27 protein-coding genes are annotated in these 24458 nt (G+C 73.2%); 18 read left to right on the top strand and 9 right to left on the bottom strand.

The annotated features are described in order from the left end of the window. Positions 1–40 precede the first annotated feature (40 nt). Genes paaE through paaA form a run of 5 tightly spaced genes read right to left on the bottom strand, consistent with a single transcriptional unit; the run spans position 41 to position 3790 of the window. The gene (gene paaE, locus ABT095_RS07675; RefSeq protein WP_350528388.1) at positions 41–1114 is read right to left on the bottom strand and encodes a 1,2-phenylacetyl-CoA epoxidase subunit PaaE; all 1074 of its coding nucleotides are present in this window, start codon (positions 1112–1114) and stop codon (positions 41–43) included. Continuing rightward, positions 1115–1621 (bottom strand): 1,2-phenylacetyl-CoA epoxidase subunit PaaD, encoded by a 507-nt coding sequence (gene paaD / locus ABT095_RS07670; protein WP_350528387.1) that lies wholly within the window; start codon positions 1619–1621, stop codon positions 1115–1117. Then, positions 1615–2499: a 1,2-phenylacetyl-CoA epoxidase subunit PaaC gene (paaC, locus tag ABT095_RS07665; RefSeq protein ID WP_350528386.1), complete on the bottom strand. Its 885-nt coding sequence runs from the start codon at positions 2497–2499 to the stop codon at positions 1615–1617. The genes paaD and paaC overlap by 7 nt, the downstream gene beginning before the upstream one ends. Positions 2500–2525: 26 nt before the next feature. After that, positions 2526–2831, bottom strand: a complete 306-nt coding sequence (gene paaB / locus ABT095_RS07660) for a 1,2-phenylacetyl-CoA epoxidase subunit PaaB (RefSeq protein ID WP_502884832.1) — start codon at positions 2829–2831, stop codon at positions 2526–2528. Continuing rightward, a complete protein-coding gene (gene paaA, locus ABT095_RS07655; protein ID WP_350528385.1) occupies positions 2828–3790 on the bottom strand; it encodes a 1,2-phenylacetyl-CoA epoxidase subunit PaaA in 963 nt (320 codons plus the stop codon). The genes paaB and paaA overlap by 4 nt, the downstream gene beginning before the upstream one ends. A 115-nt stretch (positions 3791–3905) precedes the next feature. Here paaA and ABT095_RS07650 point away from each other — a divergent pair, with 115 nt between their 5' ends. Next, on the top strand, positions 3906–4526 hold the full coding sequence (locus ABT095_RS07650; RefSeq protein WP_350528384.1) for a class I SAM-dependent methyltransferase: 621 nt from the start codon (positions 3906–3908) through the stop codon (positions 4524–4526). A gap of 26 nt (positions 4527–4552) precedes the next feature. On the opposite strand, the gene ABT095_RS07645 is transcribed toward ABT095_RS07650, so the two are convergent. Further along, complete coding sequence (locus ABT095_RS07645) at positions 4553–5308, bottom strand: hypothetical protein (RefSeq protein ID WP_350528383.1); 756 nt, start codon at positions 5306–5308, stop codon at positions 4553–4555. A gap of 123 nt (positions 5309–5431) precedes the next feature. After that, positions 5432–6763, bottom strand: a complete 1332-nt coding sequence (locus ABT095_RS07640) for a M20/M25/M40 family metallo-hydrolase (RefSeq protein ID WP_350528382.1) — start codon at positions 6761–6763, stop codon at positions 5432–5434. Between the two features lie 593 nt (positions 6764–7356). Between ABT095_RS07640 and ABT095_RS07635 the strand changes: the two genes are divergently transcribed. From ABT095_RS07635 to ABT095_RS07615, 5 genes are all read left to right on the top strand, one after another. Continuing rightward, a complete protein-coding gene (locus tag ABT095_RS07635) occupies positions 7357–7659 on the top strand; it encodes a GNAT family N-acetyltransferase (RefSeq protein ID WP_350528381.1) in 303 nt (100 codons plus the stop codon). A gap of 140 nt (positions 7660–7799) precedes the next feature. Then, entirely contained in the window at positions 7800–8168 is a 369-nt protein-coding gene (locus ABT095_RS07630) for a (4Fe-4S)-binding protein (RefSeq protein WP_350528380.1), read from the top strand. 177 nt (positions 8169–8345) lie between these two features. After that, the gene (locus ABT095_RS07625) at positions 8346–9356 is read left to right on the top strand and encodes an aldo/keto reductase (protein WP_350528379.1); all 1011 of its coding nucleotides are present in this window, start codon (positions 8346–8348) and stop codon (positions 9354–9356) included. Between the two features lie 59 nt (positions 9357–9415). Then, entirely contained in the window at positions 9416–10003 is a 588-nt protein-coding gene (locus tag ABT095_RS07620) for a TetR/AcrR family transcriptional regulator (RefSeq protein WP_350528378.1), read from the top strand. Positions 10004–10379: 376 nt separating this feature from the next. Further along, entirely contained in the window at positions 10380–12365 is a 1986-nt protein-coding gene (locus ABT095_RS07615; RefSeq protein WP_502884831.1) for a putative Ig domain-containing protein, read from the top strand. Positions 12366–12425: 60 nt separating this feature from the next. On the opposite strand, the gene ABT095_RS07610 is transcribed toward ABT095_RS07615, so the two are convergent. After that, the gene (locus ABT095_RS07610) at positions 12426–12692 is read right to left on the bottom strand and encodes a GlsB/YeaQ/YmgE family stress response membrane protein (RefSeq protein ID WP_350528377.1); all 267 of its coding nucleotides are present in this window, start codon (positions 12690–12692) and stop codon (positions 12426–12428) included. A 192-nt stretch (positions 12693–12884) separates the two neighbouring features. On the opposite strand from ABT095_RS07610, the gene ABT095_RS07605 reads away from it, so the two are divergent. From ABT095_RS07605 to ABT095_RS07560, 10 genes are all read left to right on the top strand, one after another. After that, positions 12885–13595, top strand: a complete 711-nt coding sequence (locus ABT095_RS07605) for a response regulator transcription factor (RefSeq protein ID WP_350528376.1) — start codon at positions 12885–12887, stop codon at positions 13593–13595. Further along, positions 13592–15025: a sensor histidine kinase gene (locus ABT095_RS07600; RefSeq protein ID WP_350528375.1), complete on the top strand. Its 1434-nt coding sequence runs from the start codon at positions 13592–13594 to the stop codon at positions 15023–15025. Before ABT095_RS07605 ends, ABT095_RS07600 begins: the two co-directional genes overlap by 4 nt. Positions 15026–15122: 97 nt before the next feature. Continuing rightward, positions 15123–15545 carry a hypothetical protein gene (locus tag ABT095_RS07595; RefSeq protein ID WP_350528374.1) on the top strand — a complete coding sequence of 141 codons (423 nt, stop codon included), beginning with the start codon at positions 15123–15125 and terminating at the stop codon, positions 15543–15545. After that, a complete protein-coding gene (locus ABT095_RS07590; RefSeq protein ID WP_350528373.1) occupies positions 15542–15754 on the top strand; it encodes a hypothetical protein in 213 nt (70 codons plus the stop codon). Before ABT095_RS07595 ends, ABT095_RS07590 begins: the two co-directional genes overlap by 4 nt. 291 nt (positions 15755–16045) lie before the next feature. Further along, on the top strand, positions 16046–16531 hold the full coding sequence (locus ABT095_RS07585; RefSeq protein WP_350528372.1) for a cysteine dioxygenase: 486 nt from the start codon (positions 16046–16048) through the stop codon (positions 16529–16531). Further along, entirely contained in the window at positions 16525–16902 is a 378-nt protein-coding gene (locus ABT095_RS07580; protein ID WP_350528371.1) for a rhodanese-like domain-containing protein, read from the top strand. The genes ABT095_RS07585 and ABT095_RS07580 overlap by 7 nt, the downstream gene beginning before the upstream one ends. A 118-nt stretch (positions 16903–17020) precedes the next feature. Beyond that, positions 17021–18058 (top strand): ABC transporter ATP-binding protein, encoded by a 1038-nt coding sequence (locus ABT095_RS07575; protein ID WP_350528370.1) that lies wholly within the window; start codon positions 17021–17023, stop codon positions 18056–18058. Continuing rightward, positions 18048–18716, top strand: a complete 669-nt coding sequence (locus ABT095_RS07570) for an ABC transporter permease (RefSeq protein WP_350528369.1) — start codon at positions 18048–18050, stop codon at positions 18714–18716. The genes ABT095_RS07575 and ABT095_RS07570 overlap by 11 nt, the downstream gene beginning before the upstream one ends. Next, the gene (locus ABT095_RS07565) at positions 18713–19399 is read left to right on the top strand and encodes an ABC transporter permease (protein ID WP_350528368.1); all 687 of its coding nucleotides are present in this window, start codon (positions 18713–18715) and stop codon (positions 19397–19399) included. Before ABT095_RS07570 ends, ABT095_RS07565 begins: the two co-directional genes overlap by 4 nt. Before the next feature lie 32 nt (positions 19400–19431). Continuing rightward, a complete protein-coding gene (locus ABT095_RS07560) occupies positions 19432–20358 on the top strand; it encodes an ABC transporter substrate-binding protein (protein ID WP_350528367.1) in 927 nt (308 codons plus the stop codon). Between the two features lie 60 nt (positions 20359–20418). Here ABT095_RS07560 and ABT095_RS07555 read toward each other — a convergent pair whose 3' ends face one another. Further along, positions 20419–21033: an aggregation-promoting factor C-terminal-like domain-containing protein gene (locus ABT095_RS07555; RefSeq protein ID WP_350528366.1), complete on the bottom strand. Its 615-nt coding sequence runs from the start codon at positions 21031–21033 to the stop codon at positions 20419–20421. 505 nt (positions 21034–21538) lie between these two features. Between ABT095_RS07555 and ABT095_RS07550 the strand changes: the two genes are divergently transcribed. Together ABT095_RS07550 and ABT095_RS07545 are read left to right on the top strand one after the other, a co-directional pair. Next, positions 21539–22336, top strand: coding sequence for a class I SAM-dependent methyltransferase (locus ABT095_RS07550; RefSeq protein ID WP_350528365.1), 798 nt, complete (start codon positions 21539–21541; stop codon positions 22334–22336). Between the two features lie 361 nt (positions 22337–22697). Next, complete coding sequence (locus ABT095_RS07545) at positions 22698–24443, top strand: glycosyl hydrolase family 18 protein (protein ID WP_350528364.1); 1746 nt, start codon at positions 22698–22700, stop codon at positions 24441–24443. The last annotated feature ends 15 nt before the right edge of the window (positions 24444–24458 follow it).

The raw sequence follows: 24458 nt of genomic DNA, 5'->3' as shown, positions 1-24458 counted from the left end.
TGCCGGTGGGCACGGCGTTCCACCTCCCCCTAACTGTAGGTCAGCGGTCGAAGTCGACCGTCACCTGGTCGGTCACCGGGCGGGCCTGACAGGTGAGCACGTAGCCGGCGGCCAGCTCCTTCTCCTCCAGGGCGAAGTTGCGCCGCATCTCGACCTCGCCGCAGGTGACCAGCGCCCGGCAGGTGCCGCAGACGCCGCCCTTGCAGGCGAACGGCAGGTCGGGCCGGGCCCGCTGGGCGCCGTCCAGGATGGAGCGGTCACGCGGCAGCGGCAGGGTGGCCGAGCGGCCGTCGAGCACGACGGTGACTTCGCTCAGCTCCCCGTTCAGCGGCTGCTCCTCCCGCTCGGCGACCGGCTCGTCCTCGGCGTGGAAGAGCTCCTGGTGCACTCGGTCGCCGGGAACCCCCAGCTCGGCGAGGAGCTCCTTGGTGCCGAGCACCATCCCGTACGGGCCGCAGAGCCACCAGTGGCCGACCGCATCGACGTCCACCAGCGCGCCGAGCAGCGCCCGCACCCGCTCCGCGTCGAGCCGGCCGGAGAGCAGCTCGGCGTCCCTGGTCTCCCGGGAGAGCACGTGCAGCAGCTGGAACCGGCCGAGGAAGCGGTCCTTCAGGTCGGCCAGCTCGTCGGCGAACATCACGGTGTCGCTGCGCCGGTTGCCGTAGACCAGGGTGACCTTGGAGGTGGTGTCGGCGGCCAGCACCGAGGCGGCGATCGACAGCATCGGGGTGATGCCGGAGCCGGCGGCGATCAGCACGTGCTCGGCGCCGTCGCCCAGCGGCGGGCTGAACAGACCGGTCGGCGGCAGCACCTCGACGGCCTCGCCGACCCGGGCGTCCCGGACCAGCCACTTGGAGAACAGGCCGCCCGGCACCTCGCGGACGCCGATCCGCAGCGGCTCCCCGACCGGCGAGCAGATCGAGTACGACCGCCGCTCGTCGACACCGTCGACCATCCGGCGCAGCGTCAGCGTCTGGCCGGGGCGGAAGGCGAAGTCCTCGGCGAGCGCGGGCGGCACCTCGAAGGTGACGGCCACGGCGTCCTCGCAGAGCGGCTCGACGGCGGAGATCCGCAGCTCGTGGAAGACGGGCCGGCGGACGGCGGTGGCAGTCACTCAGATCTCCTTGATCCGTTCGAAGGGTTCCCGGCAGGCCCGGCAGCGCCAGAGCGCCTTGCAGGCGGTGGAGCCGAAGCGGGAGAGCTCCTCGGTGTCCTGGCTGCCGCACTGCGGGCAGTCGACCGCGTGCCGGGTCGGGCCGAGCGTGAGCCGGGTCGGCCCCGACGGCTGCGACCCGCCCGGGTGCGGGGGCGCGATGCCCGCCTCGGCCAGCTTGCGGCGGCCGGCCTCGGTGATCAGGTCGGTGCTCCACGGCGGGTCGAGCCGCAGCCGCACCCGGACGTCGCGGTAGCCCGCGCCGCGCAGGCGGCGGTCCACGTCGGAGGCCATCTCGGCGATCGCCGGGCAGCCGGAGTAGGTCGGCGTCAGCCAGGCCGTGACCACGCCGTCCGCCTCCTCGACCTCCGCCAGCACGCCCAGGTCGGCGAGCGTGAGCATCGGCAGCTCGGGGTCGGGCACGGCGGCCGCGACCTCCCAGGCGGCTTCCCGCAGGGTGGTCACCACGTCGCCCCCGGGTGTGCGCGGGCCACCACCTGGAGCTCGGCCAGCAGCGGGCTCAGGTGCTCGGTGTGCACGCCGTCCCGGCCGGCGCGGCCGCCGATCCGGGCCAGCGGCAGGGCCTCGGGCACGGTCAGCCCGGCCTCGGTGACGGCGGCGGCCAGCTCGGCCAGCACCGGCTCGCGCAGCTCGGCCGGGTCGACGCCGAGGCGCAGCTCGACCGCGTGCGCGGTGAACAGCTCGTCCATCAGCGGCCAGACCGCCTCGAGGCCGGCCTGCATCCGGGCCGAGGAGTACGGCGTGCCACCGCCCAGGCGCAGCAGCCAGGCGGTCGCGTACTCGCGGTGGTACGCCAGCTCCTTGACCCCGCGCGCCGCGACGGCGGCCACCACCGGGTCGCCGAAACCGGCCGCGAGGCGCTCGTACAGGGCGTGCCGGGCGGCGGAGAAGACCAACAGCCGGGCGATCGAGTACGCGAAGTCCCCGTTCGGGGTCTCCACCAGGCGGACGTTGCGGAACTCGTGGTCCTCGCGCCAGTACGCGAAGGCGTCCTCGTCGCGGCCGCTGCCGTCGGCCTGGCCGGCCCGGGTGAGCAGCAGGCGGGCCTGGCCGAGCAGGTCGAGGCCGATGTTGCTGAGCGCGACCTCCTCCTCCAGCTCGGGGGCGCGGGTGCACCACTCGATCAGCCGCTGGGCCAGCACGAGCGCGTCGTCGCCGAGCATCAGGCAGTACGCGGCGAGATCGGCGCCGTCCAGGCCGGCCGGCACGGTGGTGTCCACGCCGAGCAGCGGGTCGGCGAAGCCGGTGCCGTAGGCCCAGCGCTCCTCACCCTCGGGGCCGTGGGAGGCCTCGGCGAGGCTCAGGTAGACGTGGTCGTCGGACATGCGGTTCCCCTAGCAGCGGTAGGTGGTCAGATGTGCGGGACGCTCTCGGGGATGTCGTAGAAGGTCGGGTGCCGGTAGACCTTGTCGCCGCTGGGCTCGAAGAACGAGTCGCGCTCGTCGGGCGCCGAGGCGGTGATCGCGGCGGAGGGCACGACCCAGAGGCTGACGCCCTCGTTGCGGCGGGTGTAGAGGTCACGCGCGGCGAGCAGCGCCATCCGGTCGTCGGCGGCGTGCAGCGAGCCGACGTGCACGTGGTTGAGGCCGCGCCGGGGGCGGACGAACACCTCGTACAGCGGCCAGTTCGCCTTCACGGTCTGCTTGTTCTCGCTCAACTCTCGCTCCCCTGCTGCTTCTGCTTCTGCGCGTAGGCGAGGGCCGCCTCGCGGACCCAGGCGCCGTCCTCGTGGGCGGCCCGGCGGCGCTCGACGCGCTGTTCGTTGCACGGGCCCTGGCCCTTGATGACCTGCTTGAGCTCCGACCAGTCGGGCTCGCCGAAGTCCCAGCTGCCGCGCTCCTCGTTCCAGCGAAGCTCCGGGTCGGGGAGGGTGACGCCCAGGTGCTCGGCCTGCGGCACCGACATGTCGACAAAGCGCTGGCGCAGCTCGTCGTTGGTGTGGCGCTTGATCCGCCAGGCCATCGACTGCGCGGTGTTCGGCGAGTCGCCGTCCGAGGGGCCGAACATCATCAGCGAGGGCCACCACCAGCGGTCCACCGCGTCCTGCACCATCCGGCGCTGGGCCTCGGTGCCGCGCATCAGCGTCATCAGCAGCTCGTAGCCCTGCCGCTGGTGGAAGGACTCCTCCTTGCAGATCCGCACCATCGCCCGGGCGTACGGCCCGTAGCTGCACCGGCAGAGCGGCACCTGGTTGCAGATCGCCGCGCCGTCCACCAGCCAGCCGATCACGCCGACGTCGGCGAAGCTCAGCGTCGGGTAGTTGAAGATCGAGGAGTACTTCTGCCGGCCGGAGATCAGCTTCTCGGTCAGCTCGGCGCGGTCCACCCCGAGCGTCTCGGCGGCCGCGTAGAGGTAGAGCCCGTGCCCGGCCTCGTCCTGGGCCTTGGCCAGCAGGATCGCCTTGCGCCGCAGCGAGGGCGCCCGGGTGAGCCAGTTGCCCTCGGGCTGCATGCCGATGATCTCGGAGTGCGCGTGCTGGGCGATCTGCCGGATCAGCGTGGCCCGGTAGGCGTCCGGCATCCAGTCGCGCGGCTCGATCCGCTGCTCGGCGGCCACGACGCTCTCGAAGTACGCCTCAGCGTCGGTGTCGGCCACCGCCGCCGTACTCGTTGCCACTGCTTCCACTGCACCCGCCTCCCGACTGACCGTTCGGTCGGTACCATTGTGTGCGGTGAGGGGCCCGAATGACAAGGGACCACCTCGACAAGGCGCGCTGTGACAGAGTCGGCCCATGCCTTTCGATCACAACGACCACTACCACGACCTGCTGCTGCGCCAACTGCCGCCGGGGAGCCGCACGGCGCTGGACGTCGGCTGCGGCACCGGCCGCTTCGCCCGGCGGCTCGCCGCGCTCGGCCTGGAGGTGGACGCGATCGACCCGTCCGCCGAGGTCATCACGGCCGCGCGGGCCCGGTCCGTGCCGACGGGCGGCGCGCGGCCGCCGCGGTTCCGGCAGGGCGACGTCACCACCGCCGAGCTCCCGGCGGGGCACTACGACTACATCTCCTGCCTGGCGAGCATCCACCACGTGCCGTTCGAGACGGTCACCGCGCTGCGGGCCGCGCTCGCCCCGGGCGGCACGCTGGTGATCCTCGGCTGCCACCCGGAGCACAGCCGCCTGGACTGGGCCTGGAGCCTGGCGGCCGTCCCGGTCAACGCCGCCGCCCGGCTGGTGGTGGCCGCGCTGGAGCGGCTGCGCTCCGCCCGCCGCGAGCCGACCCCGGCCCCGGTGGCGCCGCCCGCCGTGCCGCTGGCCGAGATCCGCCGGGAGGCCGCGGTACTGCTGCCCGGTGCGAGCATCCGGCGGCTGCTGTTCTGGCGCTATCTGCTGGTCTTCCGCAACGACGGCTGACCGCCGGCCCTCCGCGCGGCCGGCGGTCAGCCCTCCACGTAGTGGCGCAGCACGGCCTGGTAGTCGGCGAACTCCGGCGAGGTGTGGAGCTGGCCGGCGCCTTGCTTGAGGTAGACCAGACCGGGGCAGGCCGGCTTGGCGGAGCCGCTCAGGTGCTCGGCTCCGAGCTTTTGGCCCGTCCTGGCCTCGTAGACGGTGACTTCGTACTCGCCCTGGTAGAGCTTGATGCTGTCGGCGGTGAACTTGCAGTCGGCCAGGAACCGGCCCTCGTCCGGGGAGCCGAGGCAGGCGATCAGCTGGACGCGGTGCGGGTCCAGCTTGGCGCCGCTCCAGTAGTCGGGCGCGTCGGCAGGCGGGTAGGCCGCCTGCGGCGAGCCGGACTCGGTGACGGTGAACATCGCCACCGGGTGCGGGCCGGGGCCGGTGTGCGGGGCGGCCTGGGTGAAGTACTTGCGGGCCATGTTGCCGTTGCAGCCGTCCTCGAGGTCCGAGACCCGGCTCAGCGCCTTGTCGCTGGCCTTGGGCTCGAACACCACCCAGTACCCGCCGTACCCGACCGCCCCCACCATGGCCAGCGCCGTCAGCCGCAGGGCCACCGTCACGCCCTTGCCGCGCGGCGCCCCGCCACGCCGCCCCCGGGTGGCGGCCAGACAGACCAGGCAGAGCACCGGCGCGGCCGCCACCAGCGCGAAGACCGAGCCGACGAACGGATTGCCGCCGCCGAAGGCGGTGAACGAGAAGATCACCGAGATACCGACGAGCAGCACGACCAGCACGGCCATGGGACTTGACCCTTCCCCCGAGTTGTCCTGACGTGGTCAGAACCTACCGGGAGCAAGGGAGTGCACGAACACCGGCCCGGGGTGCGGCACTTCACCGGCCGCCCGCACCCCGGGCCGCCCGGCTCAGCTCCGCAGGCGCGGCAGCGGGACGGCCAGCAGGGCCGCCAACAGGGCGATGCGCGGGGCGAGTTGGGTGGTGTCGATGTGCTCGGTCCGGGCGTGGGCACCGGCGCCGACGGCGCCGAGGCCGTCGAGCGTGGGCAGGCCGCGGGCACCGGCCAGGTTGGTGTCACCGGCGCCACCGGCCGGGGCGCCGTCGAGGTGCTGGCCGAGCACCGCCGCGAGCGAACGGACGTGCCGCAGCAGCGGGTTGCCGGAGCGCTCGGGCCAGGCCGGACGGCTGGAGAGCACCTCGGTGCGCACCCGGGCGCCGGGCCGCAGCGCGGTCAGGTGCTCCAGGTTGTCGAGGGTGCGCTGCTGGGCCTCGGCCGTCGCGAACCGCAGCCCCAGCTCCGCCTCCGCACGGCCTGCGACCACGTTCGCCCGGCTGCCGCCGGTGATCCGCCCGGCGTTCAGCTCGGTGCCCGGCAGGCCCGCGAGCCCGCGCACCACGACCAGCTGGTCAACCAGTTCGTCCACGGCGGAGACGCCCTGACCTGCGGCATTGCCGGAGTGAGCCTCCCGGCCGGTGACCGAGAGCCGCACCCGGGTGCTGCCCCGGCGGGCGGTCTTCACCCGGCCGTCCGGGTGCGGCGGCTCCAGGCCCACCACGGCCGCGGCGCCGGGCAGATGGCGCTCGAAGAGCTTGCGGCCGTCAGGGCTGCCGACCTCCTCGTCCGCGACCACGACCAGGCGGACGGTGCGGTGCGGGCGCTGCCCGAGATCCGCCAGCAGGGCCATGGCGCCTTCGAGCAGGGCCAGGCCGGCCTTCATGTCGAGCACGCCGGGGCCGCTGAGCAGCCCGGCCTCCTCCTCCAGCGGCCAGTCGGCGAGCGTGCCCACGGGCCAGACGGTGTCGTGGTGGCCGACCAGCAGCAGGTGCGGCAGGCTCTCGTCCTGCCCGGCCCACTCGAGCACCAGGTGGTCCCCCGCCGGGCCCGGCACCCGCTTGGCCTCGGCCCCGGTGGCCCGGAAGCCCGCGGCCAACTCCTCGGCCAGGCAGTTCAACCGCTCGGCGTCCCCGCTGGGCGACTCGATCGCCACCAGATCGGAGCAGCGGCTGAGGACGGCGGCGGCCAGCGTACGGGCGCGGCTGGTGAGAGCCGTCGGGACGCCGGGCAGGGCGGCCGTGCCGGGGGCGGGCGGCGGGGTCTTCGCCGGGGCCGGGCCTTCGGGCCCGGTTGCGACGGCCGCGGCCTCGGTGGCGCTGGTACTGGTGCCGGTGGTGGTGCCGGTGGTGATGCCGGTGCCGGTAGTGGCGCCAGGGGTCGGACCGCCTGCTGTGTGGGAGCTCAACGCACACCTCCGCGGGCGCCGCAGGTATTCAGCGAGCCGGCGACGGGGCCCCGACGGCGCGTGCCCCCACCGGGTACTCCGTGGGGCAATGCCTGGTGGTACGACCTCGGGCTGGGAAACACTGCGTCCTCCTCGCTCGGCCGGTGGCCCCGGCTCGTCCCGGGGCTCCGGGACGGTGGCCTCGGTGCGTCGATGCTGGGGGGCACGGGTGCAGGGAAGCCGAGGCGAGCCTAGAAGATTCGTTCGTTCCCCTGCGAGGTGGCCTGATACTACGTCGCCTTGGCGAACGGCCGGGGCGGGTGTCCACGCGGGCATCGTCCGAGGGGGCGCCCCGGTCGGTGCGCGCTCCCTTCCCACGATGAACCTCCGCCCCACGAACGGCAGCGCGAAACGGCGATACCCCACCCAACTGCCGCCGACAGGTGACGGCGGCTCAGCCTCCGGGCCCGCCCGGGCGTGGCGCGGGCCCGGTGCGAACCCGTCCCGTTCGATGATGGGCACCAGAACTTTTCGCGCTGTTTCCACCGGATATGCCGGATATCGCCGGTGCGGCGGACCTGACGGAACTCCGCCCGGAGAATCGGAGGTCACACATGGCGGTCGACATCAACGACGCCACGGCGAACAACCGCTTCGAAGCCTGGGTCGACGGCGAACTCGCGGGCTTCGCCGAGTACATCCGCAGCGCCGCGCTCGTGGTCTATCCGCACACGATCGTGGAGCGCGCCTTCGAGGGCCAGGGCATCGGCGCCGCCCTCGCCCGGGCCACCCTCGACGACGCCCGCCGACGCGGACTGCCGGTGCTGGCCACCTGCCCCTTCATCAAGGGCTGGATGATCCGGCACCCCGAGTACGCGGACCTCGCGTACGAGAACCGCAGCCAGGTCAGCGACTGAACCGGGGAGGGGCGATGGGCGAGAAGCAGGCACCGCAGGCGCGGTCCAGGTCGGGGTCGGGGTCAGGGTCGGGGTCGTCTTCGACGTCCACAGCGAAGACGTACGAGGCGGCGGCGGACGAGCAGAGCGGGCGGCCCGGGGTGGCGGTCACCTTCGACTCGGCGGTCTGCCGGCACGCGGCGGAGTGCGTGCGCGGGCTGCCAGAGGTGTTCGACACCGGGCGGCGGCCCTGGATCACCCCGGAGGCCGCCGATCCCGAACGGGTCGCGGAGGTGGTCCGGCGCTGTCCGACCGGGGCACTGACCTACCGCTTCTCCGACGGCGGCACGGAGCAGCCGGAGCGGCCGACGAGCGTGCGGCGGCTGCCGGACGGGCGGTTGCTGCTGCGCGGCGAGCTGCGGATCGGCGAGGGCGGCCAGCTGCGGGAAGCCACCCGGGCGATGCTCTGCGGCTGCGGCGCCAGCGCGGAGCCGCCGTACTGCGACCGCAGCGGCCCCTGCGGCGGCTGACTGGTGACCGATGACCACTGACGACGGACGGCGGACGGAGAACGGAGAACGGGCGACCGCTGACCGCTGACCGTTAACAGACAACGACCGACAGCTGTCGGATGACAGATATTGAAATCTGTCATCCGACATGCCATAGTCAATATCTGTCAGCCCATGTCTGTTCAGGAGTTCCCCATGACCGCCACCCGCCCCGCCCGCACCACCCTCGGCCGCACCGGCCCCACCACCTCCGCCCTCGGCCTCGGCTGCATGGGCATGTCAGACCTCTATGGCCCCGCCGACGAGACCGAGAGCATCGCCACCGTCCACGCCGCCCTCGACGCGGGCGTCACCCTGCTCGACACCGGCGACTTCTACGGCATGGGCCACAACGAGCTGCTGATCCACGAGGCGCTGCGCGGCCGTAACCGCGAGGACGTCCAGATCAGCGTGAAGTTCGGCGCCCTGCGCGGCGCCGACAACAGCTGGCTCGGCTACAACGCGAGCCCCGCCGCCACCAAGGCGTCCCTCGCCTACAGCCTGCGCCGCCTGCGCACCGACTACATCGACGTCTACCGCCCGGCCCGCCTCGACCCGAACGTCCCGATCGAGGAGACCGTCGGCGCCATCGCCGACCTGGTCAAGGCCGGTTACGTCCGCCACATCGGCCTCTCCGAGGTCGGCTCCGAGACGCTGCGCCGGGCCGCCGCCGTGCACCCGATCAGTGACCTGCAGATCGAGTACTCGCTCATCTCGCGCGGCCTGGAGGCCGAGGTGCTGCCCACCGCCCGCGAGCTGGGCATCGGCATCACCGCCTACGGCGTGCTCTCCCGCGGCCTGCTCTCCGGCCACTGGAGCAACGAGCGCCAGTTCGCCGCGAACGACTTCCGCAGCTTCAGCCCGCGCTTCCAGGGCGACAACCTGACCCACAACCTGACCCTGGTCGAGGCCCTGCGCTCCATCGCCGAGGCGAAGGGCGTCAGCGTGGCGCAGGTGGCCATCGCCTGGGTCGCCTCGCGCGGCGAGGACATCGTGCCGCTGGTCGGTGCCCGCCGCCGGGACCGGCTCGCCGAGGCGCTCGGCGCCCTCGACGTCACCCTCACCCCGGCCGACCTGGCGGCCATCGAGGCGGCCGTCCCCGCAGGTGCGGCGGCCGGCGACCGGTACGCTGCCGCTCAGATGGCTCACCTCGACAGCGAGCGCTGACCGGGAGAGCCCCGCAGGACCGCACCGCCGAACCGCCGCAAGTTAGGACGTACCTCCCCGTGACCTCGGACAGCAGTCTCACCCCCGAGCAGATCCTCGGCGCGGCCGAGGACGTCCTGCGGCGGTTCGGCCCCGCGAAGGCCACCGTCGTGGACATCGCCCGCACCCTCGGCGTCAGCCACGGCAGTGTCTACCGCCACTTCCCCAGCAAGTCCGCCCTGCGTGAGGCCGTGACCCAGCGCTGGCTCGACCAGGCGCACCACGACCTGTACTCGATCGCCGTCGACCGCGGCCCGGCCGTGGACCGCCTGCACCGCTGGCTCGCCACGCTGTTCGCCGCCAAGCGGCGCAAGGCGCTGGAGGACCCCGAGCTGTTCGCCACCTACCTGACCCTGGTGGACGAGCTGAGCTCGGCGGTCGAGGCGCACATCGAGACGCTCATCGAGCAGATCGCCGAGATCATCCAGGACGGCATCCACCAGGGCGAGTTCCGGCCGACCCACGTACGCACCGTGGCCCGCGCGGTCTTCCAGGCGACGGCGCACTTCCACGACCCGGTGCACTCCGCCGAGTGGGCCTCGCCGAACGCCGAGACCGACTTCGAGGCCGTCTGGTCGCTGCTGCTCACCGGCCTCCGCTCACGCTGAGGCCGAAACCGGCGCCGTCACCAACGCTGTCGATCAACTCCCTTGATCCGCGAGGGAGTTCCATGGAAAAGGCTGGCAAAGCCTACTGCCGCCACCCTTGCCGCCCGTCCGAACCCGCCAGTAGCGTCTTGCCCGCACCCGCCCGGCCCAGCGCCGGACGCGTGCGGGCATCCTGCTGTCATGCGCATGGCGGCACCTGCCCGGCCGCCGAGCTGCGCCCCCGCAGCCGCGGAGCACCTCGCACCAGCGCAACCCGCACACCGGTCCGCGGCCACCAGCCGCGCCCCACCCGCACGTGCCGAGATCCGCACCGGGCCCGTCCCGCCGGCGGCACCCCCACCGGCGTCCCCGGGCCCGCCCCACGGAGGGTTGACCCTTGCGCACCTTCACCCCCAGCAGCCCCACCAGAGTCCGCCGCCTGCTCGCGGCGCTGCCCGCCCTCGCCATGGCGGCGACCGGCCTGATGGCCACCGCCGCCACCGGCGCCCAGGCGGCCGCCACCCCGGCGACCCACCCGGTGACCACCAAGCGCGTCTGCGCCGCCCCCACGCACCCCGGCCAGATGGCCTGTCTGGCCCTGGCCCGCACCGACCTCGCCCCGCAGGGCAGGCTCGCGCCGAACCTGCTCCCGTCCGGCTACGGCCCGAGCGACCTGACCAGCGCCTACAAGCTGCCCGCCGGCGGCTCCGGCCAGACCGTGGCGATCGTCGACTCCAACGACGACCCCAACGCCGAGTCGGACCTCGCCACCTACCGATCGACCTACGGCCTGCCCGCCTGCACCACGGCCAACGGCTGCTTCAAGAAGGTCGACCAGCGCGGCGGCACCAGCTACCCGAGCGCCGACAGCGGCTGGGCGGGCGAGATCTCGCTCGACGTCGACATGGTCAGCGCCGTCTGCCCCTCCTGCCACATCCTGCTGGTCGAGGCCGACAGTGCGACCATGGACAACCTCGGCGCGGCCGTGAACACCGCCGTCTCGCTGGGCGCGAAGTACGTCTCCAACAGCTACGGCGGCTCGGAGGACTCCACCGACCCGGCCTCCGACAGCTCGTACTTCAACCACCCGGGCGTGGCCATCACCGTCTCCTCCGGTGACTCGGGCTACGGCGTCGAGTACCCCGCCGCCTCCCAGTACGTCACCGCCGTCGGCGGCACCAGCCTGAGCCGCAACTCCAGCACCCGTGGCTGGACCGAGTCCGTCTGGGGCACCAGCTCCGGCGGCAACGGCGCGGGCTCCGGCTGCTCCGCCTACGACGCCAAGCCGAGCTGGCAGCACGACACCGGCTGCGCCAAGCGCACCGTCGCCGACGTCTCCGCCGTCGCCGACCCGGCCACCGGCCTGGCCGTCTACCAGACCTACGGCGGCTCCGGCTGGGCCGTGTACGGCGGCACCAGCGCCTCCTCGCCGATCGTCGCGGCCGTCTACGCCCTCGCGGGCGCCCCGGCGGCGGGCAGCAGCCCGGCCTCCTTCCCGTACGCGCACGCCTCCTCGCTGTTCGACGTGACCAGCGGCGCCAACGGCAGCTGCTCGCCGAGCTACCTGTGCACCGCGGCCGCCGGCTACGACGGCCCGACCGGTCTCGGCACCCCGAACGGCACGGCGGCCTTCACCTCCGGCTCCACCGGCGGCAACACCGTGACCGTGAACAACCCGGGCAACCAGTCCACCGCCCAGGGCAGCGCGGCCAGCCTGCAGATCTCCGCGAGCGACTCGGCCTCCGGCCAGACCCTCGGCTACAGCGCGAGCGGCCTGCCCGCCGGCCTGTCGATCAACTCCGGCACCGGCCTGATCAGCGGCACGGCCTCCACGGCCGGCACCTACAACGTCACCGTGACGGCCACCGACACCACCAGCGCCTCCGGCTCGACCTCCTTCACCTGGACGGTCACCGGCGGCGGCAGCGGCTGCCCGCCGGTCAACCTGCTCGGCAACGCGGGCTTCGAGACCGGCTCGGCCAGCCCGTGGACGGCCACCGCCGCGGTCATCGACAACTCCAGCAGCGAGCCCGCCCACTCCGGCAGCTGGAAGGCCTGGCTGGACGGCTACGGCACCTCGCACACCGACTCGATCAGCCAGTCCGTCAAGCTCCCCTTCGGCTGCCACGCGAGCCTGAGCTTCTGGCTCCACATCGACACCTCGGAGTCCGGCACCACGCCCTACGACAAGCTGACCGTGACGGCCAACTCCACCACGCTGGCGACCTTCACCAACGTCAACGCCGCCGCCGGCTACACCCTGCGCACCTACGACCTCTCCTCGCTCGCGGGGCAGACGGTGACCGTCAAGTTCAACGGGGTCGAGGACTCCTCGCTCCAGACCAGCTTCGTGGTCGACGACACCGCCGTGAACGTCTCCTGACCTCCTGAAGCAATGCAGAGGGGCCGCAACGCAGTTGCGGCCCCTCTGTCGGTTCCCGGGTCAGTTGCGCGAGTTGCCGAAGAAGATCCGGTACAGCACCAGCAGCACGAAGGAGCCGGCGATCGCCGCGCCCCAGGTCGCCGGGTCCCAGAAGTGCTTGGCCACCGCGTGGTGGAGGAACCTGCTCGACAGCCAGCCGCCCACGAACGAGCCCGCGATGCCGATCAGCGTGGTGACCACCAGGCCGCCCGGGTCACGGCCGGGCAGCAGGATCTTGGCGATCCCGCCGGCGATCAGGCCGAGGATGATCCAACTGACGATACCCATGACGTGTCTCCCTGTCTGCGCCGCGCCGCCCCTACCGCGGCCCCCCGGCCAAGCTTTCCCTGTTCCACCCACCTGGACGCACGTTCCACCGCCCCGGTTGCAGCGGGCCCGCCGGCCGAGCGCCCCCGGGTGCCGCCCGACCGGGAAAGCGTGAGAGGGTCGGGCACCGACAGGCTGGGAGAGGAGCACCGGATGAGCGCCGGGCGGGTGCTGGTGGCGGACGACGACGCGGCCATTCGCCGTTCGCTCGAGCGCGGGCTGCGCCTGAGCGGCTTCACCGTGCAGCTGGCGGCCGACGGACCGGCGGCGCTGGCCGCCCTCACCGGGGCCGTCGCGCCGGACGTGGTGGTGCTCGACGTCTCGATGCCCGGCCTGACCGGCACCGAGGTCTGCCGCACGCTGCGCGCCCGCGGCGACGAGACCCCCGTGCTGATGCTCTCGGCCCTTGACGAAGTCGCCGACCGGGTCGCCGGACTGCAGGCCGGGGCCGACGACTACCTGGTCAAGCCCTTCGCCCTGGAGGAGCTGGTGCTGCGGCTGCAGGCTCTGCTGCGCCGCCGCCCGGCCCCGGCCGGCCCCGCCGACCTGCTGCGCGCCGGCCCGCTCACCGTCGACCCGGCCACCCGGCAGGTGCACCAGGACGGTGTCGAAGTCCGGCTCACCCGGCGGGAGTTCGAGCTGCTGGAGCAGCTGGTACGCAACGCCGGGATCGTGCTCACCCGGGACCAGCTGCTCGACCGGGTCTGGGGCTACGACTTCGACGTCCGCACCGACGCCGTGGACACCTTCGTCAGCTACCTGCGCCGCAAGCTGGAGGCGGGCGGACGCCCCCGGCTGATCCACACCGTGCGGGGCGTCGGCTTCGTACTGCGCCTGCCGGAGACCCCTGGAGCCGCCCGATGAAGCTCGCCACCCGGATCGCGCTCTCCGTCACCGTGGTCATCCCGCTGCTCGTCCTGATCGCCGGCCTCGCCGTGCTCGGTCTGGTCAGCCGCGATCTGCACAGCCAGCAGGACGCCCGCCTGCAGGACCGCGCCGCCACCGTGCTGCCCGACATCCGGGCGCTGCTGAACGCCGACCGCACCGGCCGCCCCAAGGTGGAGCAGAACCAGCACCGCAAGGTGCTCGACGACGCCCTGGACGCCGGGATCGAGCTGGAGAGCGCCGACGGCACGGTGGTCCTCTCCGGCGGTCCGCAGCCCGCCGACGCCGCCCGGCTGGCCGCCGAGACCCCCGGCGGCCCGGTCACCGTCCGCGCCAAGGGCCACAGTTGGCGGATGTACGCGGTGCAGGTGACCGGCCAGGCGCCGGGCACGCTGCGGCTGTTCGCCCCCGGCACGGCCACCGATCCGCAGCTGGTGGCCGTCCGCCACCGGGTGTTCTTCGTCGCCCTGGTGGCCGCGCCGGTCTCCGGGCTGCTGGCGTACGCGCTGGCCGGGCGGGCCACCGCCTCGGTGCGCCGGCTCAGCCGCCGGGCCGCCGAGCTCGACCCCCGGGCCGGGGCCGCCGCCTTCCCCGTCACTCCGGTGCGGATCGCCGAGGTGGACGAACTCACCCGCTCCATCGCCCAGTTGCTCACCCGCTACGACGAGCAGGCGGCCCGTACCAGCCAGGCCCTGGAGACCGCCCGATCGTTCTCCGCGACGGCCTCGCACGAGCTGCGCACCCCGCTGATGAGCATGCGCACCGACCTGGACGTACTGGCCGCCCACCCCGGCCTCCCGGCCGAGGAGCGGGCCGAGATCGTCCAGGACCTGCAGCGCGACCACGCCCGGATCCTCGAACTGCTCACCGCCCTGCGGATGCTGGCCCAGGGCGAGCTGGTGGAGGTCTCGGCCTTCGCCCCCCTCGACCTCGCCGAGCTGGTGGACTCCGCCGTGGGCACCGCCCGCCGGTCCCACCCCGAAGCCGCGATCGAGGCCGAACTCGCCGCCGAGGCCCGGCTGTTCGGCTGGGAGGCCGGGCTGCGCATCCTGGTGGCCAACCTGCTCACCAACGCCGTGGTGCACGGGCACCAGCCCGGCGCGCCCTCCCAGGTCCGAGTACGGCTGACCCTCGAGGGGCCGGCGGCCGTCCTGACCGTGGACGACCACGGCCCGGGCATCCCGCCCGCCGAACGGGAGGCCGTCTTCCGGCGGTTCCACCACCGCCCCGGCAGCCCCGGCTCGGGACTCGGTCTCACCCTGGTCGCGCAGCAGGCCGCCCTGCACCGCGGCACCGTCACCGTCACCACCCCGCCGGACGGCACCGGCACCCGCTTCGAACTCCGCCTCCCGCTCCCGCAGTCGGACGCGCCGACCCTGCAGCTGCCCAGTGTCCGCGGCTGGCTGTGAACCGGCCCCGGAACCCACAGAGATTCCACAAGAACGGGGTCTAGCGTCCCTTCTCGTTGGACCGCCCGACCGGGCCGGCAACGAAGGAGAGACCGTGATGAACCGTCGTACCGCCGCCGTGACCGCCGCCGCGGCCCTGGCCGGGGCGCTGCTCGCCACCGCCCCCGCGCAGGCCGACACCGGCACCGCCTCGCCCACGGCCTCGGCCACCAAGGAGGCCAAGGCGCCCAAGAGCGACGGCGCCAAGCAGATCTGCAAGCGCCTGCCCAAGACCGAGGCCCGGATCGACGCCTCCCTCAAGCGCCTGAACGGCGACAACACCGTGGCGGGCTCGGTCGCCCGCCTCGAGCAGCGGGTGGCCGACGCCAAGGCCGCCGGGCACACCGAGATCTACACCTACCTCAACGACCGGCTGACCTTCCGCAAGAGCCTGGTGCCGACCCTGCAGACCCGGCAGGACGACCTCAAGTCGGTGGCCTCCTGGTGCGCCGCCCAGGGCTTCGGGACGGATGCCAAGTGACCCGTACCACTGCTGCCCTGGCCGCCTTCATGCTCGGCGCCGGGCTCTTCCTGACCGCCTGCGGCCCGACCCACGAGGGCGCCGGCCAGGCCAAGCCGGCCGGCAACAGCTCGGCCGACACCCAGCAGCTGCAGCAGATGCAGCAGAAGGTGGACAGCGCCGAGAGCGCCGCCGCCCAGGCGGAGAGCGACGCCACCCAGAACAACTGAGCGCCGACGGCCCGCCCCCTCTCCCCGGGGGCGGGCCGTCCCGCTTGCCGGACACCGGCGTCCGAACGATGGACGGTGCTTGACCGTCGCCGCACGCTCGGTCACGATCAGCGCATGGACACCGGCACCCATCTGGTCTGCCGCCTGCACGTCGATCTGCGACGCCAGGCGAGCGACATGTGTGCCCGCTGACGGTTCGTCCCCTGTCCGCCCTGTGACCGCACCCAGGGTCTGACCGCGCCTGCCCGCGCACCCCACCGTCCGCCGCCGCACACCCGCCCGAGGTGCCTCATGACCGTGACCACCCTGCCCGCGCCCTCCCCCACCGCCCTCTCACCCGCCACGCTGCGCACCATCGTCAAGGAACTGGCCGACCGGCCCGAGGCCTGGCTGCACCGCGTCCGCCTGCAGGCCGGGGAGCGCTGGTACGAACGGCTGACACTCACCGAGGACCACGAGGTCTGGCTGATCAGCTGGCTGCCGGGGCAGTCCACCGGCTTCCACGACCACGGCGGCTCGCGCGGCGCCTTCGCGGTGGCGCTCGGCGAGCTGGAGGAGTACCACTTCGGCACCGAGGGCGCGCTGCTCAGCCACCGGGCCGGGCCCGGCACCGCCCGCTCCTTCGGGCCCGACTACCTGCACGACCTGCGCAACACCGCCACCGGGCCGGCCGTCACGCTGCACGCGTACTCGCCCCCGCTGAGCGAGATGACACGCTACGAACTGCGGGCCACCGGGCTGGCCCGCACCGCGACGGAAGGGCCGCAGCAGTGGTGAGCACCGTGGAACAGCTGGTCGAACGAGCCCGCGCCGGGGTGCACCGGCCCGGCCCGCAGGAGGCGTACCAGGCGTACCGGCGAGGCGCCCTGCTGGTGGACATCCGCCCCGAGGCCCAGCGGGCCCGCGAGGGATCGGTCCCCGGCGCCCTGGTGATCGAGCGCAACGTCCTCGAATGGCGGCTCGACCCGGCCGGCAGCCACCGCATCCCGGAGGCCACCGGCCACCACATCGAGGTGATCGTCCTCTGCTCCGAGGGCTACGCCTCCAGCCTGGCCGCGGCAAGCCTGCGCGAGCTCGGCCTGACCCGCGCCACCGACCTCGACGGCGGCTTCGTCGCCTGGGCAGCGGCCGGTCTGCCCACGGCCTGACAGCGTGTCGCTGCGCACACAAGGTTTCCGCTGGTCACCCCCAGGGAATGCGCAACCGGTCCCGACACACTGTCGGACTGTCAGCTCGGTACCGTGCATGGAAGTTTAGGATCGGTTCGTGATCAGATTCGACGGCGCGGCCAAGCGCCACCCCGACGGGACGGTTGCCGTCGAGGGGCTCGACCTGGATGTGCCCGCCGGGCGAATAACCGTACTCGTGGGGCCCTCGGGGTGCGGCAAGACCACGCTGCTGCGGATGGTCAACCGGATGGTGGAGCCGACCTCGGGGCGGGTGCTGCTCGACGGGGCGGACGTCGCCGGGCTGCCGGCCGCGAAGCTGCGGCGCGGGATCGGGTACGTGATCCAGCAGGCCGGGCTCTTCCCGCACCGGCGGGTGATCGACAACATCGCCACCGTGCCGCGCCTGCTCGGCTGGGACCGCAAGCGGGCCCGGGCCCGGGCGGCGGAGCTGCTCGAGCTGGTCGGCCTGGCGCCCGAGACGGCCCGGCGGTACCCGTTCCAGCTCTCCGGCGGCCAGCAGCAGCGCGTCGGGGTGGCCCGCGCACTGGCGGCCGACCCGCCGGTGCTGCTGATGGACGAGCCGTTCAGTGCCGTCGACCCGGTGGTCCGCGCCGGGCTGCAGGAGGAACTGCTCCGCCTGCAGAGCGAGTTGAACAAGACCGTGCTGTTCGTGACCCACGACATCGAGGAGGCCGTCCGGCTCGGCGACCAGATCGTGGTGCTGCGCGAACACGGCCGGATCGCCCAACTCGCCGACCCGCACACCCTGCTGACCGCACCGGCGGACGAAGGCGTGGCAGCCTTCCTCGGCCGTGACCGGGGCCTGCGCGGGCTCGGCCTGCGCCCGGCCCGGACCGTCGCCGTCCGGCCGCTCAACGGCAGCGCCGTCCAAGGCGATTGGAAGCTCACCACGGACTCGGCGGGCCGTGCCACCGGCTGGCTCCACGCCGACGGCCGCCGTCAGGACGCACCGGCCTTCCACCCCGCCGCCGACACCCTGCGGGTGGCGCTGGACGCCGCCGTGCTCTCCCCCACCGGACTGGCCGTCGCGGTGGACACCGAGGGCCGGGCCGTCGGGCTGGCCGACCGCGCGGCCGTACTCGCGGCCCTCGCCGAGGACGCCCATGGACGGTGAACCGCTCGTCCGCTGGAAGTGGCTCGGCGACCACCTGGGCTACCTGTGGTCGCTCACCCTCGACCACGCGGGGCTGGCCCTGCTGCCGGTGCTGATCGCCCTGCTCGTCGCGCTCCCGCTCGGCCTGCTCTGCGCCCGGCTGCCGCGGCTCTACCAGCCGCTGGCCGCCGTGTTCAACGTGGTCTACGCGCTGCCCTCGCTGGCCGTCTTCGTGGTGCTCATCCCCTACACCGGGCTGGCCACCAAGGCCACCGTGATGGTGCCGCTCACCTGCTACGCCCTCGCGGTGCTGCTGCCCACCACGGTGGAGGGCCTGCGCTCGGTGCCCGAGTCGGTCCGCCAGGCCGCAACCGCGATGGGCTACGGCCCCTGGCGACGGCTGGCCGCCGTCGAACTGCCCGCCGCGGTACCGTACTTGATCTCCGGCCTGCGGGTGGCCGCCGTCTCCTCGATCTCGCTGGCCGCCGTCGGCGCGCTGGTCGGCCAGGGCGGGCTCGGCTACCTCTTCATCGACGGCTTCCAGCGCACTTTCACCACCGTGATCCTGGCCGGCATCGTGCTGGTGGCCCTGCTCGCCCTGGCCACCGACCTGCTGCTGGTCCTGGCCCGGCGGCTGCTCGCCCCCTGGGCCGTCCGCGAGAAGGGGGCGGCCCGGTGAACTGGCTCGGCTGGCTGAACACCTTCTTCACCGACCCCGCCCGGCACAGCGGACCGGACGCCATCACCCACCGGATCGCCGAGCACCTGGCCTTCTGCGGCGAGGCGCTGCTCTGGTCCGTCCTGCTGGCCGTGCCGCTCGGGCTCCTGATCGGCTACACCGGGCGCGGGGCCGTCGCCGTGACGGCGCTGACCGGCGTGGCCCGCGCGCTGCCCACCCTGGGCCTGGTCACCCTCACCGTGCTGCTCGCCGGGGTCGGCGGCACGGCGGTCCTCGTCCCGCTGGTCGCCCTGGCCGCGCCGCCGCTGCTGGTCGCCACCGTCGAGGGCATCCGGGGCACCGACCCGGAGGTCCGCGACGCGGCCCGGGGCATCGGCCTGACCCACCGTCAAGTCCTGTTCGGCGTCTGCCTGCCCGCCGCCCTGCCCACCCTGGTCGCCGGGCTGCGCACCGCGACCGTCCAGGTGATCGCCACCGCGACGGTGGCCGCGTACGTGGGCCTCGGCGGCCTCGGCCGGTACGTCATGGACGGGCTGGCCACCAAGGACTTCCCCGCGACGGCGGGCGGTGCGCTGCTCGTGGTGCTCCTCGCCGTCGCCGCCCAGCTGCTCTTCGCGGCGCTGCTGCGCTACGGCCTGCCGCCGGGCCTGCGCGCCCAGCGCCGGGCCGCCCGGCGCGGCTGAACCCACTCCATCCCCTCGTAAGGACTCCTGCCATGACCTCGCGTGCGCTCCGCACCGCCACCGCGCTCTCCGCCGCCGCCCTGCTGCTCGGCGCCGCCGCCTGCTCCTCCTCGGGCGGCAGCAGCGATCCGCTGGGCGCCAAGTCACCCACAGCGTCATCCTCAGGGGGCAGCGGGAAGACGGTCGTGGTCGGCTCGGCCAACTTCCCCGAGAACGTGCTGCTGGCCTCGATCTACTCGCAGGCGCTCAAGGCCAAGGGCGTCAAGGTCGAGGAGAAGTTCAACATCGGCAGCCGCGAGGTGCTCTACGGCCAGCTGGAGAGCGGGGCGCTCGGCGTGCTGCCCGAGTACAACGGCGCGCTGCTCAGCTACCTCGACCCGAAGACCACCGCCACCGGCACCCAGGCGGTCGACGCCGCACTGCTGCAGAAGCTGCCCGCCTCGCTGACCGTGCTCGACCCGTCGGCGGCCGAGGACAAGGACTCGCTGACCGTCTCGCAGGCCACCGCCGACGCCAAGCACCTGAAGTCCATCGCCGACCTGGCGGCGGCCGGCCAGCTGACGGTGGGCGGGCCGCCGGAGTTCAAGTCCCGCAAGGAGCAGCAGTTCAAGGACGTCTACGGGCTGACCTTCAAGGAGTGGAAGCCCACCGGCGACACCACGGCCAACGCCATCAAGGACGGCACGGTGGACGTCGGCAACGTCTTCACCACGGACCCGAAGATCGTGCAGCTGAAGCTGGTCACCCTGGCGGACCCGAAGAACCTCTTCAGCTCGCAGAACGTGATCCCGCTGGTCAACAAGTCCGCCGTGGACGCGACCACCACCGCCACCCTCAACGCCGTCTCCGGCAAGCTCGACACCGCCGGGCTGACGGCGCTGATGAAGCGGGTCGCGGTGGACAAGGACGACCCGTCGGCCGTGGCCAAGGACTGGCTGAAGGCCAACGGGCTGGGCTGACGGAATGCCGCGAGGGGCGCGAGCTGCTGCTCGCGCCCCTCGGGCATGTCTTGGTCCGGCTCAGTACCAGTGGTGGTTCTGCCAGAACGACCAGGCGGCGTTCGGCGAGCCGTAGCGGCTGTTCATGTAGTCCAGGGCCCAGCGGATCTGGGTCTCCGGGTTGGTGCGCCAGTCGCTGCCCTGGGAGGCCATCTTGGAGCCCGGCAGGGCCTGGGCCAGGCCGTAGGCGCCGGAGGAGGCGTTGGTGGCCTTGATGTTCCAGCTGCTCTCGTGGCTGATGATGTTGCTGAAGGCGGCGAACTGGTCGGCCGGGACGATGCTCTTGGCCAGCGCCTTCACACCGCTCGGGCTGGTGTCGGAGACGTCCAGCGCCGGGCGCTCCTCGGAGCGGGAGGCGGCCTGCGGCTGCTCGGCGGGGGCCGGGGCGGCCGGAGCCGGGGCGGCGGGGGCCTGAGCAGCGGGGGCGGCCGGAGCCGGGGCGGCGGGAGCGGCCGGGGCCTGGGGGGCCGGGGTCTGGGCGGCCGGGGCGGCGGCAGCGGCGTTGACCTTGGCGGGGGCGTGGTCCTCGGGCAGTGCCACCGCCACGGCGGAGGCGGCACAGGCGGTCGCCAGACCGGCGGCGGCCACCACGAGGGTGGAGCGTCGGCGCATGGCGGCGGTGAGGGACTTACGCATGGAGTGTGGCCTTCCTGGACCGGGCGGGGCCCGGTCGGGTTGGTCCGGCCACGGGCACAGCGCGGCATGGCGGCGTGGCGCCGTCTGCTGCGGGGTGTGCCGGTGACCGTGGGGGCACCCAGCGGTACCGGCCCTCATGGGGCCGCGTACGGGTGCCGGACGATTCGCGCTCCCCCATCTCCGGCCCGGTCCGAAGACCGGCGCCGACCGGGCGGAGCGCCTTGCGACTCCACCAATGTGCCTGCCCCGCCGACGGGTATCAACCACCCCCTGCTACGACCCCGCGTCGTAGTCACGGGGCCCGCCTTGGCTTCCTCGACCCCGGCCTCGGGCCGCCCCCTGAGCCTCCGCCGCCCCCGGCGAGGCAGCTACTACGCCGGATCGTTGCTTGGATTGCCCTGTGGCTGGTGTCACCGGCTGGACCCTCCGATTCTCACCCCGAGTGAGCGTCACACCACCGAAATATCGTTGCCCGCCTCCTCGCACCCTCGAAATCCTGCCGCCCATGACCTCACAGCCGGCCATCGACCCCGCCCTCCTCGCCTACTACGACCTGGGCCGCGAACAGTCCCGCCTCCACCACGGCCACGACCGCCTGGAGTACTGGCGCACCCAGGACGTCCTGCGCCGCCTGCTGGGCCCCGCCCCGCTACGGGTACTGGACGTCGGCGGCGGCGCGGGGGCACACGCCGAGTGGCTCGCGGCCGACGGCCACCGCGTGGACCTCCTCGACCCCGTCCCCCTCCATGTGGCCCAGGCCGCCGAGCTGCCCGGCGTCACCGCCCGGCTCGGCGACGCCCGCGCGCTGGACGTGCCGGACGCCGCGTACGACGCCGTGCTGCTCCTCGGCCCGCTCTACCACCTGCCCGACCGGGCCGACCGGATCCGCGCCCTGGCCGAGGCCCGCCGGGCCGTCCGCCCCGGCGGGTTGGTGGTGGCCGCGACCATCAACCGGTACGCGAGCCTGCACGACCACCTCCGCCGTGGCGGGTACTTCGACCCGCGAACCAGGGGGCAGATCGACGCCACCACCGAGTCCGGCCTGCTCGGAGCCGCTCCCAGCGGCTTCACCACGGCCTATTTCCACCGGCCCGCCGAAGTCCCCGGGGAGTTCCACGACGCCGGCCTGACGACCACCGGCCAGTACGGCCTGGAGGGCGCCGCCTGGCTGCTCGGCTCGGTCAACGACCACCTCGACGACCCCGGCCGGCGCCGGATCGTCCTCGACGCGCTGCGCCGTACCGAGGCCGAGCCCTCACTCCTGGGCGTCAGTGGCCACCTACTGACCGCTGCCCGGACCTGAGCCGACGGTGCGTCCGGCCGGGGCGCCCCCCGGCGCCCCGGCCGGACGGCGGCATTCCGCCGCTATTCGCACACCCGGCCGATCATTCCGGATCACGCCACCGGCAGCAACCGAGTTGGCCACACCCGCCGCCGCCATCAGGGACGTTGACGAACTGTTAGGGGCCTTGACAGATCAGTGGTCCAGACCAACCATAGGCGTTGTCAATCCGACCGGGCATTGCATCGTGGGGGTGTGAACACCGGCCGGCCGTGCTGTCGCACCGCCGTACCACCCCTGCGTCTCCCGAGTCAGGCCCTGTCCTGCCGTCATGCCCGGATCCGGGCGAACGGCGTTCACCCACATGTCTGTTGGAGCACTCATGCGCCTTCGCAGATCCATCCGGTCCTTGCTGACCAGCGGCGTCACGCTGGCCGCCGCCCTCGGCGTCGCGGTCGTCGGCGGTGGCACCGCCCAGGCCGCCGCCACCCCGCTGCCGCAGCACGTCTTCGCCCCGTACTTCGAGGCCTGGACGGGGGCGAGCCCGGCGGCGCTGTCGCAGCAGTCCGGTGCCAAGTACCTGACCATGGCGTTCATCCAGGCCGCCAGCAAGGGCTCCTGCACGGCGTACTGGAACGGCGACACCGGCCTGCCGATCAACCGGAGCAGCTTCGGCTCCGACATCGCCACCATCCGGGCGAACGGCGGCGACGTCATCCCCTCCTTCGGCGGCTACACCGCCGACAACACCGGCACCGAGATCGCCGACAGCTGCACCGACGTCAACTCGATCGCGGCGGTGTACCAGAACCTGATCACCACCTACGACATCAGCCGGATAGACCTCGACATCGAGGACAACTCGCTGACCAACACCGCCGGGATCGACCGCCGCAACAAGGCGATCAAGGTGGTCGAGGACTGGGCGGCGGCCAACGGCCGTTCGGTGCAGTTCTCCTACACCCTGCCGACCACCACCAGCGGGCTGGCCGCCAGCGGGCTCAACGTGATCAAGAACGCCGTCTCCAACGGCGCCCGGATCGACGTGGTCAACCAGATGACCTTCGACTACTACGACGGCGCCACCCACAACATGGCGACCGACACCCAGACCGCGAGCACCGGGCTCTACAACCAGCTGGCCAAGCTCTACCCGAGCAAGACCCCTGCCCAGCTGTGGGGTTCGATCGGCATCATCGAGATGCTCGGCATCGACGACTTCGGCGCGGGCGAGACCTTCACCACCGCCGACGCCACCTCGGTCTACAACTGGGCCACCAGCAAGGGCGTCAACACCCTGTCGTTCTGGGCCCTCCAGCGCGACAACGGCGGCTGCGTGGGCACCGCGGGCAGTGACTCCTGCTCCGGAATCGCCCAGGGCACCTGGGACTTCAGCCACATCTTCGAGCCGTTCACCACGGGCGGCGGCCCGGTGCAGAACGACTTCTCGCTGAGCGCCTCCCCCGCCGCCGGCTCGGTCGTCGCGGGCGGCTCCGCCACCGCGACCCTGGCCACCGCCGTCACCTCCGGCACCGCCCAGTCCGTCGCCCTCAGCGTGAGCGGCGCCCCCGCCGGAGTCACCGCCACCCTCAACCCCGGCACCGTCCAGGCCGGTTCCAACGCCACCCTCACCATCACCACCACCAGCGCCACAGCCCCCGGTAGCTACCCCCTCACCATCACCGGCACCGCCGCCTCCGCCACCCACACCACCACCTACACCCTGACCGTCACCGGGGCGACCGCCTCGGGTCTGGTCAACGGCGGTCTGGAGAGCGGGAGTCTGAGCCCCTGGACCTGCCAGAGCGGCGGCGCGGTGGTCACCAGCCCGGCGCACAGCGGCAGTTACGCGCTGCAGGCGGCGGCCACCGCCGGGCAGACCGGTGAGTGCGACCAGGTGGTGACGCTGGCGCCCAACACCAAGTACACGCTGACCGCCTGGGTGCAGGGCAGCTACGCCTTCCTCGGCGTCAGCGGCGGGGCCACGGCCTCCACCTGGACCTCCGCGAGCGGCTGGACCAAGCTGAGCGTGCCCTTCACCACGGGCGCCAACGGCCAGGTCACGGTCTACCTGCACGGTTGGTACAGCCAGGGCAGCGTCTACGGCGACGATTTCGCCATCGCCTGAGCACAGCCCGTCCCA

The sequence above is a fragment of the Kitasatospora sp. NPDC002227 genome, assembly GCF_040296285.1.
In the GTDB taxonomy this organism is placed as follows: domain Bacteria; phylum Actinomycetota; class Actinomycetes; order Streptomycetales; family Streptomycetaceae; genus Kitasatospora.
The sequence above is the reverse complement of the archived record's forward strand: the minus strand, read 5'-3'. Positions and strand labels throughout refer to the sequence as shown.